Origin of the sequence: Snodgrassella sp. M0351 (genome assembly GCF_016100575.1) — a bacterium.
GTDB lineage: Bacteria > Pseudomonadota > Gammaproteobacteria > Burkholderiales > Neisseriaceae > Snodgrassella > Snodgrassella alvi.
The window spans coordinates 1,282,346-1,306,077 of the sequence record NZ_JACFSG010000001.1 but is presented as its reverse complement, the minus strand read 5'-3'; the positions used below and the strand labels follow the sequence as shown (position 1 = coordinate 1,306,077).

Below are 23,732 nucleotides of genomic sequence, written 5' to 3'. Positions count from 1 at the left end.
GAAAAATAAAAACTATCGATTACATAAAATCATTTGATTATATTTATTGAGTAAATTTGTGTACTATACATCCATCGATTAATTCAACCTGTACATTCAAGGAGATATTTCATGGTTGCTAATGTTAACACTGAAATCAAACCGTTCAATACCACTGCCTTTCATAATGGTAAATTTGTAGACATCAGTGATGCTGACGTAAAAGGTAAATGGTCTATATTCTTTTTCTATCCGGCAGATTTTACTTTTGTTTGTCCTACTGAATTAGGTGATCTGGCTGACCACTATGAAGAATTGCAGAAACTGGGCGTAGAAGTTTACTCTGTTTCTACCGATACTCATTTTACTCATAAAGCATGGCACGATGCTTCTGACACAATTGCCAAAATTAAATACTTTATGCTGGGTGACCGCAATGCTACCCTGACAACTAATTTTGGTGTACTGCGTGAAGGTCAGGGTTCCGCTGACCGTGCTACATTCCTGGTTGACCCGCAGGGTATTATCCAGTGTGTGGAAGTAACTGCGGAAGGTATCGGTCGTGAAGCTTCAGATCTGGTACGTAAAGTTAAAGCTGCACAATATGTTGCTTCTCATCCGGGTGAAGTTTGTCCTGCTAAATGGAAAGAAGGCGAAAAAACTCTGGCTCCTTCTCTGGAACTGGTTGGTAAAATCTAACACACTTAAATACACACATCAAAAACTTACTGTTAAATAAACAGTCATTCAGCCCGAATACCGGCTGCGGTATCCGGGCTTTTTACTAAAACAAAAATGTAGGCTATCAAAAACAGAATATCTATAGTTTATTTTTATTAATGTAATGGAGCAGTAAAATGTTAGACGACACTTTGAAAAACCAACTAAAAGCTTATCTTGAATATGTAACCAGACCGGTTGAAATTATTGCTACGCTGGACGAAAGTAAAGGTGCTCGCGACATGCTGGCACTGTTACAGGAAGTAGAGGCGTTAAGTGATAAAGTCAGTCTGCGTACCGATGGTCAGTCTGAACGTAAGCCATCTTTTGAAATCACTAATCCCGGTGTGCATACAGGACTGGTTTTTGCCGGTAATCCGATGGGGCATGAATTCAGTTCACTGGTACTGGCTTTATTGCAGGTAGGCGGTCATCCATCTAAAGAAGCAGAATCATTACAGCAACAAATTAAAAATTTGCAGGGCAGTTATCACTTCGAAACCTATTATTCTATTACTTGTCACAATTGTCCGGATGTTATACAGGCATTGAATCTGATGACTATTCTCAATCCGAATATCAGCCATACAGCTATTGACGGAGCATTGTTTCAGGAAGAAATTGAAGCGAAACAGATTATGGGTGTGCCGGCAGTTTTTCTGAATGGTGAACCATTTGGTCAGGGCAGAATGGAACTGGCAGAAATTGTTGCTAAACTGGACAACAATGCTGCAAGTGCGGCAGTTGATGAACTGAATGCAAAAGCACCGTTTGACGTGCTGATTGTGGGCGGGGGACCTGCCGGTGCTGCTGCCGCTGTATATGCAGCACGTAAAGGTATTCGTACCGGTATTGTGGCCGAACGTTTTGGTGGTCAGGTTCTCGACACGCTGGATATTGAAAATTACATATCTGTTTTGCGTACCGACGGTCCGCGTTTTGCCCATGATTTAGAAAGCCACGTACGCAGTTATGATGTCGATATTATGAATTTGCAAAGAGTCAGTGCGCTGGTACCGGCTAAAACTACAGGCGGACTGATTGAGGTACATACAGAAAGTGGTGCTGTTTTAAAATCGCGTACCGTTATCCTGTCTACAGGTGCACACTGGCGCTCAATGAATGTGCCCGGTGAACAGGAATACCGTACGAAAGGTGTGACTTATTGTCCGCATTGTGACGGTCCGTTATTTAAAGGCAAAAATGTAGCCGTAATTGGTGGTGGTAATTCCGGTGCAGAAGCTGCCATTGATCTGGCTGGCGTTGTTAAGCATGTTACTCTGCTGGAATTTTCCGACAAAATGCGTGCTGATGAAGTATTACAGCAAAAATTGCATAGTCTGCCTAATGTTCAGATTATTATGAATGCTCAGACTACCGAGGTAACCGGCGAAAACGGCAAAGTTAATGGTCTGAACTATTTGGACCGGGTAAGCAATACAGAACATCATCTGGCATTGGAAGGTATTTTTGTTCAGATTGGTTTATTACCAAATACCGGATTTTTGCAAGGTACAGTAGACTTAACTGAGCCAATGCACGAGATTGCAATTGATGCTTTTGGTAAAACCAGTGTGCCGGGTGTTTTTGCTGCCGGTGACTGTACAAACGTACCTTATAAGCAGATTATTATTGCTGCTGGTGAAGGAGCTAAAGCAGCATTAAGTGCTTTTGATTATCTGATTCGTACCAGTGCAGCTAATTAATAACTGACATAAAAAACCACTCAAAACCAATCGTTTTGAGTGGTTTATATTTTTATCGGGATATTTACAGACTTGATACGATGACATTTATGGAATATTTTTGAAAAAATTATATATTTTCATGCCAGAATTTCATTGTTTATGCTAATCCGGCTTATGGAAAAATATTTATTGGCGCAGCTAATTTAACGTTTTATTAATCCATACGTATTATTAAATTCAGTTTTTAAGTATCTGAAAAAATTCAACTTATAACGAGCGTATATTTAGACAGTAAACCCCAGCATCATTCCCGTATCTTCATGTTCCAGTATGTGGCAATGAGCCATGTAAGGAAAACTGGCTGGCGCACTGTGGTTGAATTTCACCAATACCTTACTTACACCACCTTCTACCCGTACCGTATCTTTCCAGCCTGAGCGATGAGCAGCAGGCGGTTGTCCATTTTCATTAAGAATGCGAAACTGAGTACCATGAATATGAAACGGGTGCAGCATCATATCGCCTAAACCGGATATTTCCCAGCACTCATATTTCCCTTTACTGGCGGCAAATGCCGGTTTATTCATATCAAAAGTCAGTCCGTTAATCCTGTTGGCATGCATTAAATCTAATGCGTTTTTATCCGTGTGCATATTATGCATCATTTCCATATGAGACTGATGCATAGACATATGCTCCATTGGCATAGCTGATTTTCCCGCCAGTTGCTGTAAAGCCTGCATACCCATACTGTCCAGCTCAGGATCCATAGACAGCTGAAAATGGCGGTGTACAAGCTGAGACAGAGCCGGTAATACAGGCAGAGAGCTGGTAAGCTGATCGGGTAAAGATGCATCATTACGCGAAGAAAGTACAGACACACGAACTATCGGGCAGGGCTGATCAAAAGGCGGCAGATTCATGCCCATCTGTTTTACCGGTAAAGTAAGCAAATCAAATGCTTTACCGTTACTGGTGTCAACCATTACTTCAAAACGTTCACCGGGCAATACCGACAGGCCGGACACCGTTACCGGCTGAGGCAGAAAGCCACCGTCACTGGCAATAACATATAAAGGGCGGCCATCACTACAGGCAAAGTTCAGTGTTCTGGCATTACAGCCATTAAGCAGACGTAATCGCAACCAGCCACGCGGCGCGTTATGCTGAGGATATATCTGACCATTACACAGCAGAGTATCTCCAAACCAGCCTATGGCAGCACTCATAACATTAAGCTGATAATCAATTTGTCCGGCTGTATTAAATTTTTTATCCTGTACGATCAGAGGAATATCATCTAATCCCCAGTTTTTGGGGATAGGCAGACCAGTACTGACAGTATCTTCCAGCAAAAGCAAACCTGCCAGCCCCATTGCCACCTGACGGCCGGTCTGCCCATGCTGGTGCGGATGAAACCAACATGTTGCAGCAGGCTGGCTTGAGGTAAATTCAATTACTCGTGCTTGTCCGGCTGGTATACAGGCCTGAGGTCCGCCATCTACTTCACCCGGTACTTCCAGACCATGCCAGTGTACTGTTGTGGCTTCAGTTAATTGGTTTTGCAGTTTTATCTGTACCGGTTTGCCCCGGAAAATACGTATAGCAGGACCAAGCAAAGCACCATTATAGCCCCATGTCTGCGTCTGATAATTGCCAAAACGGCTGGTGCCCTGCTGAATAGTGAGCTGAATCCTATTATCTTTACCGGTATCTAATAATGGCGGAATAGCCAGTACCGGTAAATTCAGAGTATTCAGAGCATAAGCAGAAAGCGGTAGCGTAGCTGCGGCGCTTACCATGGCCGAATATCTGAGGAAGTCTCTTCTGTGCATAATGATTCTTATGAAGAAAAAGAACAGCTTAAACCTTCACCTAAGTTGAATGTCAAGCCTGTTTTGCTGAAAAGAAAACCAAAGAATATTTAAACAGAAACAGGGCACAGCATTAAATGCTGTGCCCTGCAGAAAGCAGCAGTAACCATATGGCTACTGCCGGATAATGCATTATAACCAGGTATATTTATAACCCATAGTACCTTTAAAGCCTTTGCGTTTATCACTGCCAAAGTTTTTCTCGTAACGGATATCGCTGTAGAAATCACTTTGACGGGTGATTGGCAACTGAATACCCAGACCGAGTTCGCCCCAGGTTTTCGCATACTCTTCTTTCAGACTGTCACGACCAATATCAACTGATTTCGGATTAACAAAATCATGCCAGATATTCGCGATACCATAGAAAGAGGATGACGGCAGGTTATCACGGGTATCACCATTATAGCCGAAACGCATACCTACACGACCGCGCAGTGCAGACGGATCATGCTGGTCAACATGGCGGATTCTGTCATTAAAATCATCCAGAGACAGATACTGGTATACCAGCTGAGCCTGCGGCTCTACAAACCAGTTATTTCCATAAACAATAAATGATTTACCTGTTTCAGCTGATAAAGCTGCGCCCCAGCCGTTCTGATGTACAGATTCGTTCGAACGGGCATTGTATTTATTGCGCAGATAAGTTACCTGGCCAACAAGATCCACATAACCGCCATTATTGCCGTAGAAGGTACCATAACCGCCAACACTTACTGCATCCGTACGGCCTTTACCTGTGTAATGGTCATCAACAATATAACCATTCTTAGCACGATACTCATCGCGGAAATCATTTTCATTATGGCCATAAGCTACATAGCCACCAATATGCCGACGTATTCCGGTTTTCTCATTTTCATCCAGAATAAAATCATGACCAATCTGTAATACAGATTGATTACCTGCGGTATCCAGACGTTTTTTACCATCTTTATCCAGATGTTTAACCAGAACTCTGCCCCATGTCTGCTGCTGATCATCACCAAGAGCAGTATTATTTGAGCCGGTGATATTGTAAGTCTGGTTTTCACCGCGGCGCTCATGTAATGTGCCAATCGTGGTAAAGCCAAGTTCCATATCTGCTGTAGGCATCTGCACATAACCGGAAACCGGTTCTGCATAAATTGGTACTTCTTTTATGGGTGGTGCTGGCAGAACAGGCTTATCAGAAACAGTAGGTCCGGGCGGAACAGGCACAACAGGATCAGGTGTTTTAGGTTGTGCAGTTAAAGTCCATGCATAATCAGTTCCTGAAGTAGTATCTATTTTTTTAAGCTGAGCTTCGCCGGCATTAGTAGTCGGAGCGGAACCGGTAAAATCATTGCCGCTACTCTTACCGGCTACATGTACCACTACTGCAGAATGAATAGGAATCTCTTTCAGAGTTACATCGCCATAGATACCTTTTTCGTTTAATGTACGCACTGTTGTAGGGGCACCGTCTACATCGCCATGAATATCAACGCGGTCGCTATAAGAAGTGCCATCCTTATTCCATACAGTATTAACACGCATCAAACCGCCACCGGTATAGTTACCATTAACAGTGATAGTATGGTACTGGTCTTTGTCTCCGGCATTAACTTCAGATACTTGCGGAAATATAATTGTCCCAGTTTTGTTTTCCAGCTTTGTTAATACAGAGTTTCCGGTATTGTTCCAGATACCCTGATTATCCAGATCTAATATCCCCGAACCGGAATTTGTTGTCACGCCGGTAAAGGTTCCGGTATTTGTGGCAGAAATAGATCCTGAGTTAGCGTTAATCAGCTTACCTTTGAATTCCTGTTTATTTTTAAATGTAATTCCGCCTTTACTGCTTTCAGTATTATTGGTTATATCCGTTTCCATACTACTGTTATTGGTTATATCAATAATACCACCACTAGTATTGCTGATTGGTCTGTTCAAAGTTTTATTATTGATAATAGTAATCGTGCCATTACCAGTATTCTGAATTTGCCTCAGACTAGTATCGTTAATCCTTACACTGGTATTATCATTAACCACATTAGCTTCTACATCACCATTGTTAGTAAATGTAATGGATCCGGAACCATCATTATTAATATTGCTGTTTAATACAGCTTTATCCTGATTCGTAATGCTGATATTAGCAGCACCAGTATTAGTAATATCACCAGTATTTGTGATAGAGCCGTCAAGGGTACCGTTATTGGTAATATTGATAGCACCAGCGGCTCCATTAAGAATATCGCTGGCTATCTTACCATCATTGTTTAAGATGATAGTACCGGTATTGTTATTAGTAATATTACCGGTTATACGGCCGGTATCTTTGGTATTGCCAATATAGATACTGCCTGTTCCCTTATTTTCGATAGAGCTAGTTAACTCCTTATTGTTGGTGATCTTAATATTATAGTCGCCAGTACCTTTATCACCGGTATTGGTGATAGTGCTGTTAAAGGTTTTGTCATTAGTAATACTAATAGTACCAGTATTCTGATTGGTAATAGTGCCGTTAAAGGTATTTCCACTATTGGTAATATTAATGAAGCCGGTACCGGTTGCATCATTATCAATGTTACCTTGAAAATCGCCTTCATGCATATTATCAATGTTAAGATGACCACCGGAATTAGTAATTTTAGAGTAATTAGCCTCACCGCTGTTTTCGATATTAACCCTACCGTTTATATTAGTAATATCACCCTTAATAGTAGAAGTTTTTGCATTGTTGTTAACAGTAATCTCACCAGTGTTATTATAAATATCGCCGGTAAAAGAAGAGCCTTCTTCATTGTTGTTAACAACAATACTACCATCGCGATTTTCAATAGTGCTGTTTAAAATTTTATTGTTATCAATCCAGATATTATCAGGATCATTTTTATTTACTTTAGAACCGGTATTGGTGATAGAGCCATTAATGGTACCGTTATTGGTCAAGGATATCCCGCCTGTACCATTATTTTCGATATAGCCGCTAACGGTATTTTTATTTTTTAAAGAGATCCCGCCTGTACCTTTATTTTTGATATAGCCGTCAAAGGTACCCTTGTTATCCAGAGTAATATTACCATCCTTAGTATTAGTAATATTACCGTTTATAACAGAGCTGGCTGTATTATTTTTAACAACAATACTACCATTGCCATTATTATCAATATTGCCGTTTAAATTTTTATTGTTATCAATCCAGATATTATCAGGATCATTTTTATTTACTTTATAACCGGTATTGGTGATAGAGCCAACAAGGGTATTGTCATTGGTAATTTTAATAGAACCAGTATTCTGATTGGTAATAGTACTATTAACAGTACCCTTATTACCCAGAGTAATCATGCCGGTACTGGTTGCATCGTTATCAATGGCACTTTCAAAATTACCGCTCTCAGTATTGATAATGCCAATCTTACCAGCATTGGAATTAGTAATTTTTTTAGAGGGATCAGTCTTACCGCTGTTATTGATAGCAATATTACCATCCTTAGTATTAGTAATATTACCGGCAATAGTAGAGGCAGAATCTTTGTTGTTAACAGTAATATTACCATCCTTAGTATTGGTAATATCACCATTAATAACAGAGCTGGCTTCATTGTTGTTAACAACAATAGTGCCACTACCATCATTATTAATAGTGCTCTTTAAATCTTTATTGTTTTCAATCAATATATTAGCAGTAGTATCATTTATTTTATCACCGGTATTTGTGATAGAACCGCCAAGGGTACCGTTATCGTTATTGATAATATGAATAGTACCAGTATTCTGATTGGTAATAGTACTATTAACAGTACCCTTATTATCCAGAGTAATTATGCCGGTACTGGTTGCATCGTTATCAATGGCACTTTGAAAATCGCCAACCGCTGTATTGATAATGTTAATCTTACCATCTTTGGAATTAGTAATTTTTTTAGAGGAATCAGTCTTACCGCTGTTATTGATAGCAATAGTACCATTGCCATCATTATTAATAGTGCTGTTTAAAACACCATTGTTGGTGATATCAATATTGTTGGCGGCGACAGTACTTGTATTACCGGTATTGGTGATAGAGCCACTAATGGTACCATCATTGGTAATCTTAATAGCACCAGTATTCTCATTGGTAATTTCACTATTAACATTACCGTCCTTGTTATTGGTAATGTCAATCTTACCAGTATTGGAATTAGTAATTTTAGAGGAATTAGCCGTACCGCTGTTATTGATAGCAATATCACCATCCTTACTATTAGTAATATCACCATTAATAACAGAGCCGACTTTATTGTTGTTAACAACAATAGTGCCACTACCATCATTCTTAATAGTGCTGTTTAAAATATGATTGTTATCAATTACGATATTATCAGCTGTACCTTTATTACCGGTATTAGTAATAGAGCCGTTAAGGCTATTCTCATTGGTAATCTTAATAGCACCAGTATTCTCATTGGTAATATCACTCTGAACCAAATTATTATTATTCAGAGCAATAACACCCTTGCCTTTATTCTTAATAGTGCTATTTAAAATATGATTATTATCAATTACGATATTATCAGCGGTACCTTTATCACCGGTATTAGTAATAGAGCCGTTAAGGGTATTCTCATTGGTAATTTTAATAGAACCAGTATTCTGATTGATAATAGTACTATTAACAGTACCCTGATTATTCAGAATAATCATGCCGGTACTGGTTGCATCGTTATCAATGGCACTTTGAAAATCGCCAACCGCTGTATTGATAATGTTAATCTTACCAGCATTGGAATTAGTAATTTTAGAGGAATTAGCTTTACCGCTGTTATTGATAGTAACTATACCGTTATTTTTATTAAGAATATCGCTGTCTATAGTACCAGTATCGGTATTAGTAATATCTATCAAACCTGTACCGGAATTTTCAATCTTATTCCGTGTATTATCATTCTGGATCTTACCGCTGTTATTGATAGTAACTGTACCGTTATCTTGATTAGTAATATTACCGGTAATAGTAGAGGCAGAATTTTTGTTGTTAACAGTAATATTACCATCCTTAGTGTTAGTAATATTACCATTAATAACTGAGTGAGCTTTATTATTGTTAACAGTCATAATACCATTAGTATTAGTAATATCACCATTAATAATAGCCTCTTTATAAACAATTTTATCTTCAGTTTTATTTTTATCCTTAATAACGAAGATGGTTTCATTATTGTCGACAGTAATATTACCATTGTTATTATTAATAGAGCTGTTTATATTTTTATTGTTGGTAATAATTATATCACCGCCCGCATTGTTATTAATTGAACCATTATTAATAAGACTATCATTATTTTTAATGATCTCATTAATTGAATCCTCAGTAGAATCCTCATTATAATCTACATTAATAAGATCATAACCATTAGTGATATTTATTTTTCCTGAGCTATCATTATTGACATTACCTGAAAGTGTTCCAGGACCAGTATCAGTACCAGTATTTTTAACGATAACTGTACCGTTAGCTGTATTTTTGATAACCGAATATTCATCTTTATTTTCAGGCAACGGTGCAGATTCCAGTGTACCTTTATTATCAATAGTAAATATACCGCTTCCATTGTGAACAACAGTATTTACCTGACTAGAAGTTGTGGCTGTTTTACCATTATTGAAAGCTACTGAACCGCTCGCACTTTGATCTGAAGCAATTACAGAGTTTTTCCCGCCATTTACAGTTAGCTTTCCCACATTATTATTAAAAGTGCCATTATTTGTAAGTATTATTCCGGTTGTAGTTGTATTTTCTTCTCCCGTGTCTTTATCCGTAACAGTAATTGTGGTATCACCATTTGTCGTGTAGGTACCGCCTCCAACATTAATAACGGATGGATTTTTATTATTACTATTAGTAGACATGTTAATAGTTGTATTACCGTCAACAGTGATTGTTCCTGACTGAATATCTATGGCTGAGGCATTACTTTCAGGGGCATATGTTGTTATATTGAGATCTTTTTTAATATGGATTTCAGGATTTTTATTAGATGAATTGTCATCATCATCATCGTCATCACTTAATTCTTGTATTTGTTGAATCGCACTATTTTTTCCACCTTGATAAATTGTTACAGTGTCTGCTTCAATAGTCCCCCCATTATTTATAATTGCTGAAGTGCCTTTAACAACATTTTTATTTCCTGTTATCGTTATATTATTAGCGGTAATAGTACTATGATCATTCAAAATGCCAGCATCGCTTGCTCCTCCTTCATCGGTAATAGTTATATCATTGTCGACATCTAACGTAGAGTCATTTTTAACTGAAATAATTTGTGCCGAAGTACCTGTATTAGTGTTAGTAGCATTAAGATCATGCTTAACAGTTACAGTGGAACCATTATTTACCAAAAGAGCACTACTTTGATTATTTTTTTTATTATTTGTAGTAGTTATATTATCTGCTGTTAATGTGCTATTACCCGTTATATTTATTACTTTTTCAGTGGCAGCACTAACGGGGCTTCCAACAGCAGTTATGTCCGTACCCGTTATTTCAGAAGATTTCTTTGCTGTTATTGTCGCATAATTAATAGAACCATCTACATTGCATGTAGAGCCAGAAACATTAATATTTGGATTAGCAGCACCATTCGCTGTTGTAGTAACGCAATCTGCCGCATATGAATTTATGCTGATCATGGCAAGGGCAACAGCTGCAGCGATTTTGACACAGTTATTTTTAGTTTTACCACGTACTAGTTCCGAGCAGGCTACCCATGTCTGTGTTGCTTCACTCCATTTGGATTTATAAATGTTATTCATCGGTTTTCCTTGATTATGCAGGTATTTAAAAATAAACAGTAGCTATAAATTTACAAATTTGTTTTATTTGCACGCTAATTGCTAATTAACAAATAAAAATAATCCTATACGAAATAATTATAGAAGATATGTTATATCCTATTCAAATAAGGTTAACTTTATGATAATAACATTAGCGGATAGCAGTGTCGGAAAGTTGATCAAAATATTTTAGAAAAATAAGTGTTTTCATAAAAATACAAAGCAAATATGCTATATGATATTTTGATGTGTAAAAGAGCAGGTTTTATATTTCATAAATTAACATTCTCCAGATTAATAAAGCCGGATGTTACGGGTAGAATTATAAATGTTAATAAAAGTTTTTGTTATTTATTAGTTTTTGTGTTTTATGCTTAACTAATATTACCGGTTTTAAAGCCAGTACTGACGTGAGATTTACGGATAATTAAAAAAAATATAAAAATCAGAAATAAGTGTATTAATTGTGCAACTATATGCATGTAAAAAGGATTTTATTCTAATATTTATTATATTTATGTTAATTTTTAAAATATGATTAGTTAATTTGCCAAAGCTAAATTCGGAGAAATGTATTTGTTATAAAGTATAATTAACCAATTGCTTTTTTATGATGAATAAATGTTAAATGAAAATTACTGTTTTAATGTAAATATATCATTCGGACTGAGATATATTCAGCTAGACAGATGATAAAAATCATAATTAAACAATTATTTGGTAGCTATAGTTTAAAATATTGTTTGCAGAATATTATAAATATAATTTTTAGCTCAGGATTTTTACAGGATGTGTTTACAGTGATTATTGAATGAAAATGCATGCCTGTATAATAAAATTATAGTATTTATTATTTATGCAGATTATTTTATTAAGCTATAAAAAAGCCGCTGAAAGCGGCTTTTTTTAATAAAAACTCTGTTCTGATACAGAATTTTATGGGTTATCTGGTGGGTCCAGTGGGGTTCGAACCCACGACCAAGGGATTATGAGTCCCCTGCTCTAACCCCTGAGCTACAGACCCGTAATCTGTGTATTGTAACCAATACGGATGGGTATTGCAAGGTTTTACATAAAAAATCACCCGCTCTTGGCGGATGATTCTGGTTTTAAACAAAAAAATGTTTATTGTTTGTTTTCGTCACTATCAAGAAAGCTTTTCAGCCGGTCAGAGCGGGTAGGGTGGCGCAGTTTGCGCAGGGCTTTTGCTTCAATCTGACGGATGCGTTCACGGGTAACATCAAACTGTTTACCCACTTCCTCAAGTGTATGATCGGTATTCATGTCGATACCGAAGCGCATGCGCAGTACTTTGGCTTCGCGCGGAGTCAGGCTTTCAAGTACATCTTTGGTTACTTCGCGCAGACTGGAATACATGGCTGCATCTGCAGGTGCGACGTTGTTTGCGTCTTCGATAAAGTCGCCCAGATGAGAATCATCATCATCACCAATCGGAGTTTCCATTGAAATAGGCTCTTTGGCAATTTTCATGATTTTGCGGATTTTGTCTTCCGGCATTTCCATCAGTTCAGCCAGTTTGGCAGAATCAGCTTCTTCGCCGTTTTCCTGCAGATACTGGCGGGAGATACGGTTCATTTTGTTGATGGTTTCAATCATGTGTACCGGAATACGGATGGTACGAGCCTGATCGGCGATAGAGCGGGTAATCGCCTGACGAATCCACCATGTGGCATAGGTGGAAAATTTATAGCCGCGGCGATATTCAAATTTATCTACGGCTTTCATCAGGCCGATATTACCTTCCTGAATCAGGTCGAGAAATTGCAGACCGCGGTTGGTGTATTTTTTGGCAATGGAAATCACCAGACGCAGGTTGGCCTGAATCATTTCCTGTTTGGCTGCGGCAGTTTCCTGCTCGCTTTTCACCATATTTTTGTTAATCTGTTTAAGCTCATCCAGTGAGATCTGGGCAGACTGCTCCAGATTGGCCAGTTCGGTCTGTTTTTCGATGATGGCATACTGAAAACGGCGCAATGCTTCATTCCATACGCGGTTCAGGGAGAGTTCTTCATCTACCCAGCCCAGGTCGGTAGTACGATTGGTAAAGCTTTTAATAAAATAGTCGCGTTCCATGTGGACGCGGTTCAGGGCAATATCGCGAATCTCGCGTTCAAGCTGTCTTACCTGATTAACACGCATACGCAGATTGTCGCACAGGCTTTCAATCTGACGGGTAGCGAAACGCACCTGTAGCAGTTGTTCGGCGATTTCCTGCTGTAATTTCAGGTAATCGTCATGGTGACTACCTTTTTCCTGTAAGGTGGCAACCATAGTATCGTACAGGCTTTGAATACCATCAAAATGTTCGAGTGTTTTCTGGCGCAGTTCTTCAAGGTTGGCTGAAGCGGCCAGTGCTGCACTCTCTTCATCATTTTCTTCATCATCAACGTCTACACTGTCATCACTGTCATCAGTAATTTCGGTGTCTTCGTTTTTGGTATCCAGACCAATGCCCAGTTCATCCAGCAGCTCTTCATGCGGGTCGACAATGGCTTCGACTATTTCGTCTACTTTGATTTCGTCTTTGCGCACGGCATCAATCAGAGCAAGTATTTCTGCTACTGATCCCGGACATGCGGAAATGGCCTGAATCATGTTACGCAGGGCATTTTCGATTTTTTTGGCGATGATGATTTCATCTTCACGGGTCAGCAGGTCTACCTGTCCCATTTCACGCATATACATGCGTACCGGATCGGTGGTTCGTCCAAATTCGTTGTCGGCATTGGATAGTGCTGCTTCTGCTTCTGCTACTGCATCGTCATCGGTCATGTTGGCGGTGTTGTCGCCCATGAGCAGGCTTTCGGCATCAGGAGCTTCTTCTGTAACCTGAATACCCAGACCGGAGATCATCGATACAATGTTGTCAATCTGATCGGCGTCAGACATTTCGTCGGGCAGGGCATCATTGATTTCGGCGTAGGTAATATAACCACGCTCTTTACCCTGAATAATCAGCTGACGCAGGCGGGCACGCTGTTCTTCTGCGGTTAACGGGCGAGTATCATCCTGTTCCTGACTGGTATCAATAGTGGATTTCTTAGGTGTGGAGTTTGCCATATTTTACTCGATGTATTCACAACGACTTTGTCGCTGCAAGCGTTTACAATAACCGCCGGTTTATACTGACGGCATTTTGGACGGACTTAAAAGTAGCAGTAGTAACTGTTTTTCGTCGGCACTTAGTCGCTCATGCTGGAGTTTGCGCTTCAACGCATCAATCTGCTGTGTTTTAAGGTTGTCCAGTAATTTTTGCATGCCCTGTCTGAATGTGGTGCAGTCATCTTCATTGCCTGGCTGCATGACATCCGGTGAGTCCATATAATCATGAATAATCTGCCGGATAACGGGTTCAAATTCAGTATTACGCATCAGTTCCAGCACGGCACCACTGTTTAACGGGGTAACGGAGGCTTGAATACGTTCAGCCAGCGCGGCGAGGCATGCATAATCGCCGTGCAGGTCCAGATATTCTGGTAGTTCTATATATACGGCCCATTGCGGATTTATCAATAGCGCACGTATCTGCTTTTGCACTAATGACATGACTGGCGGTTGCCGGAAAGTATTGCGGGGTAATTGATAACTTTTCTGTCTGATAGTCTGAGGTCTGGGCAGTTCCTGCCCGAGCAGTTGTGCCAGATTGTGTTCATCAATACCTACTTTCCGACTAAGCTCCTGACGCAGCAGAAAAGAAAGTGCAGGTGCTTTGATTTGCGCCAGTAAAGGACTGGCGGTTTTAATTAGCTCCGCTTTGCCTTCCTGTGTATCCATATCAATATTTTCTGTCAGTACCTGCCAGAAATAGGCTGATAGTGGCAAACTCTGATTGAGTAATGCATCTTCAAATGGTTTTAATCCATAGCTGCGTACATAACTGTCAGGATCGTGTTCGGCCGGTAAGAACAGAAAGTGTAAAATTTTGTCGTCTTTTAACTGCGGTAAGGCATTTTCTAAAGCCCGCCAGGCTGCTTTTTTACCTGCGCTGTCGCCGTCAAAGCAAAAATAGATATGGTCGCTTTGCCGCATCAGTAAGCGCACATGTTCGGCGGTGGTGGCTGTACCGAGTGCGGCTACTGCATAGCCCAGACCAAACTGTGCCAGGGCAACTACGTCCATATAACCTTCTACTACCAGTACACGCTGTGCTTCTTTAATGGCGGCACGTGCTTCATACAAGCCATACAGATTACGACCTTTATCAAACAAGGGAGTTTCAGGTGAATTAAGATATTTAGGTTCGCCTGAATCCAGAATGCGCGCACCAAACCCGATAATCTGACCGCGGGTACTGCGGATTGGAAACATAATACGGTTACGGAACCGGTCGTAATGGCGGTCGTCTTTGGTGATGACCATACCGCTGTTTACTAGTGCATTGCTTGGATAGGGCTGGAATACTTTTGCCAGTGCCTGCCAGTCATCAGGTGCATAGCCCAAACCATAATGAAGAATGATTTCATCGCTCAGCCCTCGCTGCTGTAAGTAATTCTGAGCACTTGGCGAGGTTTTAAGTTGTTGCTGGTAAAAGGTGGCGGCATCAGCTGTGGTTTGTTCCAGTGTCTGCTGTTGCTGTTTAAGGGCTTTATGTGCCTGTGAGTTGCTGTTGCCGATCTGTCTGGGTACGGTCATTCCGATCCGGTCGGCCAAAAATTGCACAGCTTCCTGAAAGCTTAATCCTTGATATTCCATGATAAAGCCAATGGCTGAACCATGTACACCGCAGCCAAAGCAATGATAAAACTGTTTGCTGGGACTGACAGAAAAGGAAGGAGATTTTTCTTTGTGAAAAGGGCAGCAGGCCATGTAGTTGGCACCGCTTTTTTTTAACGGTACAAACTCTTCAATTACATCGACGACATCAATTTTATTTAATAATTCGTCAATAAATTCACTGGGAATCATGCCAACTATGCCTGCTATCTTCAATATGAAAGATTGGAAAACGGTCTTTCTGATCTGCTGTTATGGTTAATGCAGATAACTTTTAGTTTAAAAGCTGTTTGATTTTTTTGCTGACTTCACTCATGTCAGCTTTACCGGCCAGTGTTTTTTTCAGTACACCCATAACTTTACCCATATCACTTGGCTGCGTAGCGCCTGTGCTGGTTATGGCTTCTTTAATTGCTGCGTCAATTTCAGCTTCGTCGAGCATTTTGGGCAGATAATTCTGCAGCAGATCGATTTCTAACTGTTCTTTTTCTGCCAGATCAGTTCTGCCAGCCTCGGTATACATGCGTACAGACTCTTTGCGCTGTTTCACCATTTTGCTGATAATAGCTATGAAGCGGGTATCGTCTACTTCGATTCGTTCATCTACTTCGATCTGTTTTATTGCAGCCAGTGCCATTCGAATGGTGGACAGGGTAGCTGAATCATGATTGCGCAAGGCAGTTTTCATATCTTCTTGCAGTTGTTGTTTCAGGCTCATAATAATGCTCGCAATAAATAAAAATTAAATTAGTTTAGTATGATACTGCTAAAATTGCGGTGCTTCAGATAGTTATTTCTGTAAAATGCAAATACCGCAAGCAATAGCCTGCGGTATTGTTTTCAATTGTATTTATTTCCGGTTACCAGAAAATGATAAACCGGAGCTACCAATTAATAGAATTTTGGTGGCAATTGCTGGCTGCGCAAGCGTTTCTGTAAACGTTTTACGGCTGCTGCTTTTTTACGTTTACGTTCAGTAGTTGGTTTTTCGTAAGCTTCACGAGCACGCAGTTCGGTCATCAGACCGGTTTTTTCAACAGAGCGTTTAAAGCGACGCATCGCAACTTCAAAAGGTTCATTTTCTTTTACACGTACAGAAGGCATGTTTTTTTCCTGAATAAATGAGTTCTGATGCTGATTACTTATTAATCAGCTAAATATTTAAATATTGCCACTTAGGGCTAGGGCGGTGTTTACGGTACCGCATAACCGTTTACAACATCACCTCCTAAGGTGTAAATAATGGCTATATCTGTGATAAACAAAGTAATAACAGACATAGGTTTATTTTAAAAATAAGGCAGAATTATGTCTGATTAAATATCGTTCGTCAAGATGATATTTAACAGATATATATATGAATATTTATCAGGAAAGATTGTTCAGACGCGGTTTACGCGGCGAATCTGAGGTACAGAGTGCAGATCCCGGGTAATCTGGTTCAGCTGGTCTAGATCTTTTACCTGTAAAACAAAGCGAAATTCGATAAATCCCTCAATGCCTTCAAGCTTTTTCGATGTTGTTTCAACCGACTTGATATCTCCGCCATTAGAGGAAATGGCCTGAGCAATAGTGGCCAGTAAGCCATGACTGTCGATTGCATTCAAACACAGTGTTGTTTGATAGTTGCTTGCCTGCATAATATCCCAGTTAGCATCAAGTTGAAGCTCAGGATCTGTTTTCAGAATGGTACTACAGGTATCACGATGGATGATGATTCCCTGATCTTTGATTAATAGGGCTTTAATAGTATCGCCGGGAATAGGGTGGCAGCATTTGGCCAGATGAATATGGGTAGATTCATTGCCGGTAAGATTAATGGGTGCCAGTTTAATAGTGTTGTTAAAGTGTTCTCCAGCCAGCTCTGCGATGTGCATGGCTATAGAAACCGGTTGCAACAACCCCATACCAACTTCGCACAGGATATTTTCAAAGGAAGTATTTTTCTGTTGTAAATCGGCCAGATATTTATCTTTCAGGCTGTCTGAAAGTAAAACGTTTTCCGGTAACAGGCTGGAGAGTGCTTTTTGTAATAATTTCTCACCCAGACGGATAGCATCTGAGCGATTCATTTTTTTAATCTGGCTGCGAATGGCGCTGCGTGCATGGCTGGAAACGGCAAAATCAAGCCATGCCGGGGTAGGATGACCATTGCTGGAGGTAATGATTTCTACTGTATCACCAGTGTGCAGTCGGGTGCGTAATGGCATAAGATTGTGATTAATACGTGCTGAAACAGTGCGATTACCAATGCCGGTGTGAACTGCATAAGCAAAATCCACCGGTGTGGCACCTTCCGGTAAGGTAATGATTTTGCCTTTAGGGGTGAAAACGTATACCTCGTTTGGAAACAGATCAGTTTTTACATGTTCAAAGAATTCAATGGCATTGGCACTATGCGCCTGAATATCAAGTATGCTTTGCAGCCATTGATTAGTACGCATCTGAGCCTGATCAAAGCTATTCTGTTCACCATCTTTGTGCATCCAGTAACTGGCTATACCGCGTTCGGCAATGGTATCCATTTCATGTGTACGAATCTGTACTTCAATTGGCAGACCATACGGACCTACCAGTATGGTGTGCAGACTCTGGTAACCATTATTTTTGGGGATGGCGATATAGTCTTTGATTCTTCCCGGCTTAGGCTTGTAAAGATTATGCAGTACGCCTAAAGCGGTATAGCAGGCCGGTATATTATTAACGATAACTCTGAATGCATATATATCCATTACGTCGGCAAAATGGAGATTTTTCCGGCGCATTTTTTCATATATGCTATAAAGATTTTTTTCCCGGCCTCTTACCTGTGCCTCGATATTGGCACTAACCAGACGCTGACTGAATGCGCGCAGTACTTTTCCTACCACGTCACGCCGGTTACGCCGGGATGACTGAATAGCTTTGGCGAGTACTTCATAGCGATGCGGATACAAATGCTTGAATGCCAGGTCCTGTAATTCGCGGTAAACATGGTTTAATCCGATGCGATTGGCCAGCTGCGCATAGATTTCCATGGTTTCCTGAGCAATACGTCTTCGGCTGGCTGGTTTTTTTGCTGACAGTGTGCGCATATTGTGCAGCCGGTCTGACAGCTTGACAATGATCACCCGTACGTCCTGTGTCATTGCCATAATAAGCTTGCGGAAACTTTCAGCCTGTGCTTCCTGCTGGCTGTTATATTCCAGTTTTTCCAGTTTCGATAGACCGTCAACCATATTGGCTATGGTTTCTCCGAATACGGCAATAATTTCTTCTTTGGTGGTACCGGTATCTTCCAGTACGTCGTGTAATACACCAGCGCATAAAGCCTGAATGTCTACATGCCATTCAGCCAGTTGTGTCGCCACTGCTATGGGGTGGGTAATATAGGGCAGACCACTATTGCGAAACTGTCCCTGATGTGCAGTTGCACCGAATTCACAGGCTTTGCCAAGTAATTGCAGATCATCTTTTCCGAGGTAAGAAGCGGTGTGCAATAATTTATTCTGTGCCTCGGTAATAATGGCATGATAGCTGTTTTCTATTTGCTGCTCACAGCATTTAAATTGTGAAGCAATATCGGTATATGCTGAAGTATTAATTTCGTTTAAAATTTTCATCCCCACCTGTCCTAATGCATGACTTGGCAGATGAGAATCTGAAGTACCTAAATCTTCAAAAGCAATTTTGATTAAAACGGCAGCAAGAGCTTGTACTCTGTGCAGATTTTGCGCAAGAGATATAGTAATGGCAAAACTGCGTTCCAGTAATGCAGTTTTGCCAGTTTTGTCTGCAAGAGAATATATATAGGCGCATGCCTGTTCCAGCAATTCCCAGCGTTCCTGTTTATTCAGATATTCCGTATGTGCGAAAAGATTATCCCGCCATTGATTTACTGGTGGTTTATAAGGCACGCTGGGGGGGTACATGGCTGTTTGCCTGTATTATTTTTGCTGGTTAAGTAATTCTGTTCCGATTTGTCCGCCGGCAATTTCGCGTAAGGCAATGACAGTCGGTTTATCATGATCTTCTTCGACCAGTGCAGTAGCGCCGTTGGCAAGCTGACGAGCGCGTAAAGCAGCTATCATGGTCAGGTCAAAATGATTCGGAATACGTCCGATACAATCTTCTACAGTGATACGAGCCATAATCTGAGTTCCATTCCTGATATCAGGATAAGTAATAAAAGTTAAATAAATTATTTTTCGGATAAAATTTGTATAATTGTCTGGCTTTGTGCTTTGGCACGCAAGCCAACTGAGCGAATAATCGCCAGCAGGTCATTTTCTGCCTGTGTAATCTCTTCATTAACAATCACATAATCGAATAACAGGCTTTGCTCTATTTCTTCACGTGATTTTTCCAGCCGGTAGGCTATTACATCTTCACTATCTGTGCCTCTGTTTCGCAGACGTTCGTTCAGTTCAGCCATTGACGGAGGCAGAATAAAAATGCTGGTGGCTTCCGGTAATAAACGGCGGATCTGTTCAGCACCCTGCACATCTATTTCCAGAATAACGTTATAGCCCTGTTTTGATAATGACTCAACAGCTTTTAAACTGGTGCCGTAATAATTACCATAGACATTTGCATGTTCTATGAAGGCATTGGCAGCAATCATTTGCTCAAATTCATCACGGCTGACAAAATGGTAATGAATGCCATTTTGTTCTCCATCTCGCGGCATTCTGGTGGTGTGGGAGATAGAAATACGGATATCAGGCTGACAGGCACTCAGACGTGAAACCAGAGTGGTTTTGCCTGTTCCGGAAGCGGCGGAAACAATGAAAATATGTCCAGATTGCAACATAATAAAAATTTAGCGGTTACGGTGATTAATTATGCCACAACCGTGATTATTGCGCCAATCTGGAGATAATATTCTTACTCTTTATGTGACTGGACAGTATCTTTCATTTCATGCTGTTTTCGGCTAAAATGCTCAATTCAATTTCCTGCTGATTGTCATGACCAAGTTTATTTTTGTAACTGGCGGTGTGGTCTCTTCACTGGGTAAAGGCATTGCCGCTGCGTCTACTGCTGCTATTTTAGAATCCCGTGGTTTAAAAGTAACCATGCTCAAACTGGATCCGTATATTAATGTTGATCCGGGTACAATGAGTCCTTTTCAGCATGGGGAAGTATTTGTTACTGATGATGGTGCTGAAACAGATCTGGATCTCGGGCATTACGAGCGCTTTATTGATGCTACGATGCAAAAGCGCAATAATTTTACATCCGGCCAGGTGTATGAAAGTGTAATTCATAAAGAACGCCGTGGTGATTATCTGGGGGGCACTGTTCAGGTTATTCCCCACATTACTGATGAAATCAAACGCAAAATTCATGAAGGTGCTGCCGGTTTCGATGTGGCGATTGTCGAAATCGGGGGTACGGTAGGTGATATTGAGTCTTTGCCTTTTCTGGAAGCCATCAGACAAATGCGCAGCCAGCAGGGGCGAACCAATACCCTTTTTGTTCATCTTTCCTATGTACCGTATATTGCGGCCGCAGGTGAGATAAAAACCAAACCGACTCAGCATTCCGTTAAAGAATTACGTGAAATCGGCATTCAGCCGGATGTGCTTATCTGCCGTATGGACCGGCCGATGCCGGAAGAAGAAAAACGTAAGATCGCTTTGTTCTGTAATGTTGAAGAGCGTGCAGTTATAAGCTGTTATGATGTTAATAGCATTTATGAAGTGCCGGCAATGCTTCATGATCAGGGTATTGACAATATTATCTGTGAGCAGCTGCAACTTAATGTTCAGCAGGCCGATCTGACTGCATGGAATAAGATTGTTTATTTAGTACAACATCCGAAACACAAAGTAAAAATTGCCATGGTCGGCAAATATGTCGATTTAACTGAATCATATAAATCTTTGTCGGAAGCTTTAAAGCATGCCGGTATTCAGACCGAAACTGAAGTAGATATTCATTATATAGATAGTGAAGCTTTGGAAACAGAAGGAACGGCCTGCTTAGAAGATATGGATGCCATACTGGTTCCTGGTGGTTTCGGTACGCGTGGTGTTGAAGGAAAAATCGCTGCTGTTCGTTATGCGCGTGAAAAGCAAATTCCTTATCTGGGTATCTGTCTGGGCATGCAAATCGCGCTGATTGAATATGCACGTGATGTGGCTAATCTGGATGGAGCTAATTCAACTGAATTTGATCTGAAAACCCAGCATCCTGTTGTTGCTTTGATTAGTGAGTGGCAGGATAGGGACGGGCAGATTGAAAAGCGCGATGTTAATACTAATCTTGGCGGTACGATGCGTTTAGGCGCACAAGAGGTTAAGCTGGCTGACGGCTCATTGGCAAGAAACATTTATGGTAATGAGTTGATTCGCGAGCGTCATCGTCATCGTTATGAAGTTAATAACTATTATGTGCCACAGTTAGAACAGGCTGGTTTGGTTATTGGTGGTGTATCTACCGGGCATGAGCATTTGGTTGAAACAATTGAATTACCGAATCACCCTTGGTTTTTCGCTTGTCAGTTTCATCCTGAGTTTACTTCAACACCAAAAAATGGCCATCCTTTGTTTACAGCCTTTATTAAAGCAGCATTAGCTTATAAAAAATAAATTATTATAGTTTTTATTAGAATCAGGCTATCCGGATTTCCAGATAGCCTGATTTTTTATTTATATCAACATTAATTTTGCTATCACTGATTACATTTTGTATGATGAATTAAATTATTACTAACTGCACATCAAAATTTTTACTTATGAAGAAAGTTATTTTGCTGGTTATTGTGGCACTGGGCTTATGGTTATGGTTGCAAAGCACAACAGACGAGCAGCCAAAAAGCCAGGCACAGGAACAGGTAATTAATTCCTTTAAATCTATGCGGCATAGTTTTACTACTGCACCTGTTGCAAGTAATCCAAAGGAAAGTGTGTCGATTGAGCAAGCTCAAAAAGAAAATCTTGATAAAGTACAGGTATATGGAGAAGGTAAAGTTATTAAAACATTACCTGATGATAATAAAGGCAGTCGTCATCAGCGTTTTATACTGCGTACAGGCACAGATAGTACGGTTTTAATAGTGCATAATATTGATATAGCGCCGAGGCTGAATGATTTGCAGCGTGATGACACAGTTGGCTTTTCTGGTGAGTATATCAGTAACAACCGTGGCGGATTAGTCCATTGGACACACCATGATCCAAAGCATCGTCATCATGATGGCTGGCTGTTATATAAAAATAAGCGTTATCAATAGCAATCGTTTATTGATATCTTATCCATTAATATTTTATCATTTAGAAATGGACATTTAATTAAAGGAAATATTGTGAATAATTTTACATTTCGCAGTCCGTTAGCTAATTTACTTTCAAAAAATTGGTGGATAGTACTTTTACGTGGGATTGCTGCATTGATTTTTGGGTTGCTAACGTGGTTCTATCCATTCATAACTATAATGGTCATGGTTATATTCTTCGGTGTTTATGCTTTAATAGATGGTGTAATGGGCGTAATCATTTCTATTAATGGTCGAAAAAGTCATCAGGATTGGTGGTTAATGCTGATTTGGGGTATTGTAAGTATTCTGGCCGGTATCCTGACATTTTTTGTTCCGGGAATTACCTGGCTGGTTTTAATTACATTTATTGCTGCTTGGGCTTTGATATCCGGTATATTTCAAATTATAACTGCAATACGTTTACGCAAGACTATTCAGGGTGAATGGTGGATGATTATTGCCGGTATCTTATCGGTTTTGGTGGGTATTATTCTGTTAATTGATCCAGTGCAGGGCGGTATAGCATTAACTTGGGTAATTGGTGTTTATGCAGCATTATTCGGTGTCATGAATATTGCATTGGCTTTCCGGTTGCGCCGGTTTGCTATCCATCCAATCAATTAAGAAATTTATTTTGTAATTGAATTTATTGTATTGGTAATACAAATAATGAAACTGGCTGATTAATTAATAATCAGCCAGTTT

General features: G+C 40.2%; 14 protein-coding genes and 1 tRNA gene. 5 read left to right on the top strand and 10 right to left on the bottom strand.

Annotation, left to right across the window (positions count from 1 at the left end; all coding sequences use genetic code 11):
- The first annotated feature begins 111 nt into the window (after positions 1-111).
- Positions 112-678, top strand: coding sequence for an alkyl hydroperoxide reductase subunit C (ahpC, locus tag H3V01_RS05820; protein ID WP_025331058.1), 567 nt, complete (start codon positions 112-114; stop codon positions 676-678).
- Between the two features lie 158 nt (positions 679-836).
- Positions 837-2,405 (top strand): alkyl hydroperoxide reductase subunit F, encoded by a 1,569-nt coding sequence (gene ahpF, locus H3V01_RS05815; RefSeq protein WP_198186226.1) that lies wholly within the window; start codon positions 837-839, stop codon positions 2,403-2,405.
- Between the two features lie 266 nt (positions 2,406-2,671).
- Here ahpF and cueO read toward each other — a convergent pair whose 3' ends face one another.
- The 10 genes from cueO to gmk form a co-directional block, all read right to left on the bottom strand.
- Positions 2,672-4,222 (bottom strand): multicopper oxidase CueO, encoded by a 1,551-nt coding sequence (cueO, locus tag H3V01_RS05810; RefSeq protein ID WP_198186225.1) that lies wholly within the window; start codon positions 4,220-4,222, stop codon positions 2,672-2,674.
- A gap of 171 nt (positions 4,223-4,393) precedes the next feature.
- Complete coding sequence (locus tag H3V01_RS05805; protein WP_198186224.1) at positions 4,394-11,029, bottom strand: autotransporter outer membrane beta-barrel domain-containing protein; 6,636 nt, start codon at positions 11,027-11,029, stop codon at positions 4,394-4,396.
- A 969-nt stretch (positions 11,030-11,998) separates the two neighbouring features.
- Positions 11,999-12,074, bottom strand: a tRNA-Ile gene (locus H3V01_RS05800).
- A 101-nt stretch (positions 12,075-12,175) separates the two neighbouring features.
- A complete protein-coding gene (rpoD, locus tag H3V01_RS05795; RefSeq protein ID WP_025331054.1) occupies positions 12,176-14,131 on the bottom strand; it encodes an RNA polymerase sigma factor RpoD in 1,956 nt (651 codons plus the stop codon).
- Positions 14,132-14,191: 60 nt separating this feature from the next.
- Complete coding sequence (gene dnaG, locus H3V01_RS05790; RefSeq protein WP_078474752.1) at positions 14,192-15,976, bottom strand: DNA primase; 1,785 nt, start codon at positions 15,974-15,976, stop codon at positions 14,192-14,194.
- Positions 15,977-16,058: 82 nt separating this feature from the next.
- Positions 16,059-16,502 carry a GatB/YqeY domain-containing protein gene (locus H3V01_RS05785; RefSeq protein WP_198186223.1) on the bottom strand — a complete coding sequence of 148 codons (444 nt, stop codon included), beginning with the start codon at positions 16,500-16,502 and terminating at the stop codon, positions 16,059-16,061.
- Between the two features lie 173 nt (positions 16,503-16,675).
- The gene (rpsU, locus tag H3V01_RS05780) at positions 16,676-16,888 is read right to left on the bottom strand and encodes a 30S ribosomal protein S21 (RefSeq protein WP_025331051.1); all 213 of its coding nucleotides are present in this window, start codon (positions 16,886-16,888) and stop codon (positions 16,676-16,678) included.
- A 278-nt stretch (positions 16,889-17,166) separates the two neighbouring features.
- A complete protein-coding gene (locus H3V01_RS05775) occupies positions 17,167-19,695 on the bottom strand; it encodes a RelA/SpoT family protein (protein WP_198186222.1) in 2,529 nt (842 codons plus the stop codon).
- A 15-nt stretch (positions 19,696-19,710) separates the two neighbouring features.
- Positions 19,711-19,914, bottom strand: coding sequence for a DNA-directed RNA polymerase subunit omega (gene rpoZ / locus H3V01_RS05770; RefSeq protein ID WP_025331049.1), 204 nt, complete (start codon positions 19,912-19,914; stop codon positions 19,711-19,713).
- Positions 19,915-19,964: 50 nt separating this feature from the next.
- Positions 19,965-20,576, bottom strand: a complete 612-nt coding sequence (gmk, locus tag H3V01_RS05765; RefSeq protein WP_025331048.1) for a guanylate kinase — start codon at positions 20,574-20,576, stop codon at positions 19,965-19,967.
- Between the two features lie 157 nt (positions 20,577-20,733).
- Between gmk and H3V01_RS05760 the strand changes: the two genes are divergently transcribed.
- From H3V01_RS05760 to H3V01_RS05750, 3 genes are all read left to right on the top strand, one after another.
- A complete protein-coding gene (locus H3V01_RS05760; RefSeq protein WP_084547392.1) occupies positions 20,734-22,359 on the top strand; it encodes a CTP synthase in 1,626 nt (541 codons plus the stop codon).
- A gap of 146 nt (positions 22,360-22,505) precedes the next feature.
- Positions 22,506-23,003: a DUF3465 domain-containing protein gene (locus tag H3V01_RS05755; RefSeq protein WP_232332601.1), complete on the top strand. Its 498-nt coding sequence runs from the start codon at positions 22,506-22,508 to the stop codon at positions 23,001-23,003.
- A 72-nt stretch (positions 23,004-23,075) separates the two neighbouring features.
- Entirely contained in the window at positions 23,076-23,651 is a 576-nt protein-coding gene (locus tag H3V01_RS05750) for an HdeD family acid-resistance protein (protein ID WP_198186221.1), read from the top strand.
- Positions 23,652-23,732: the final 81 nt, after the last annotated feature.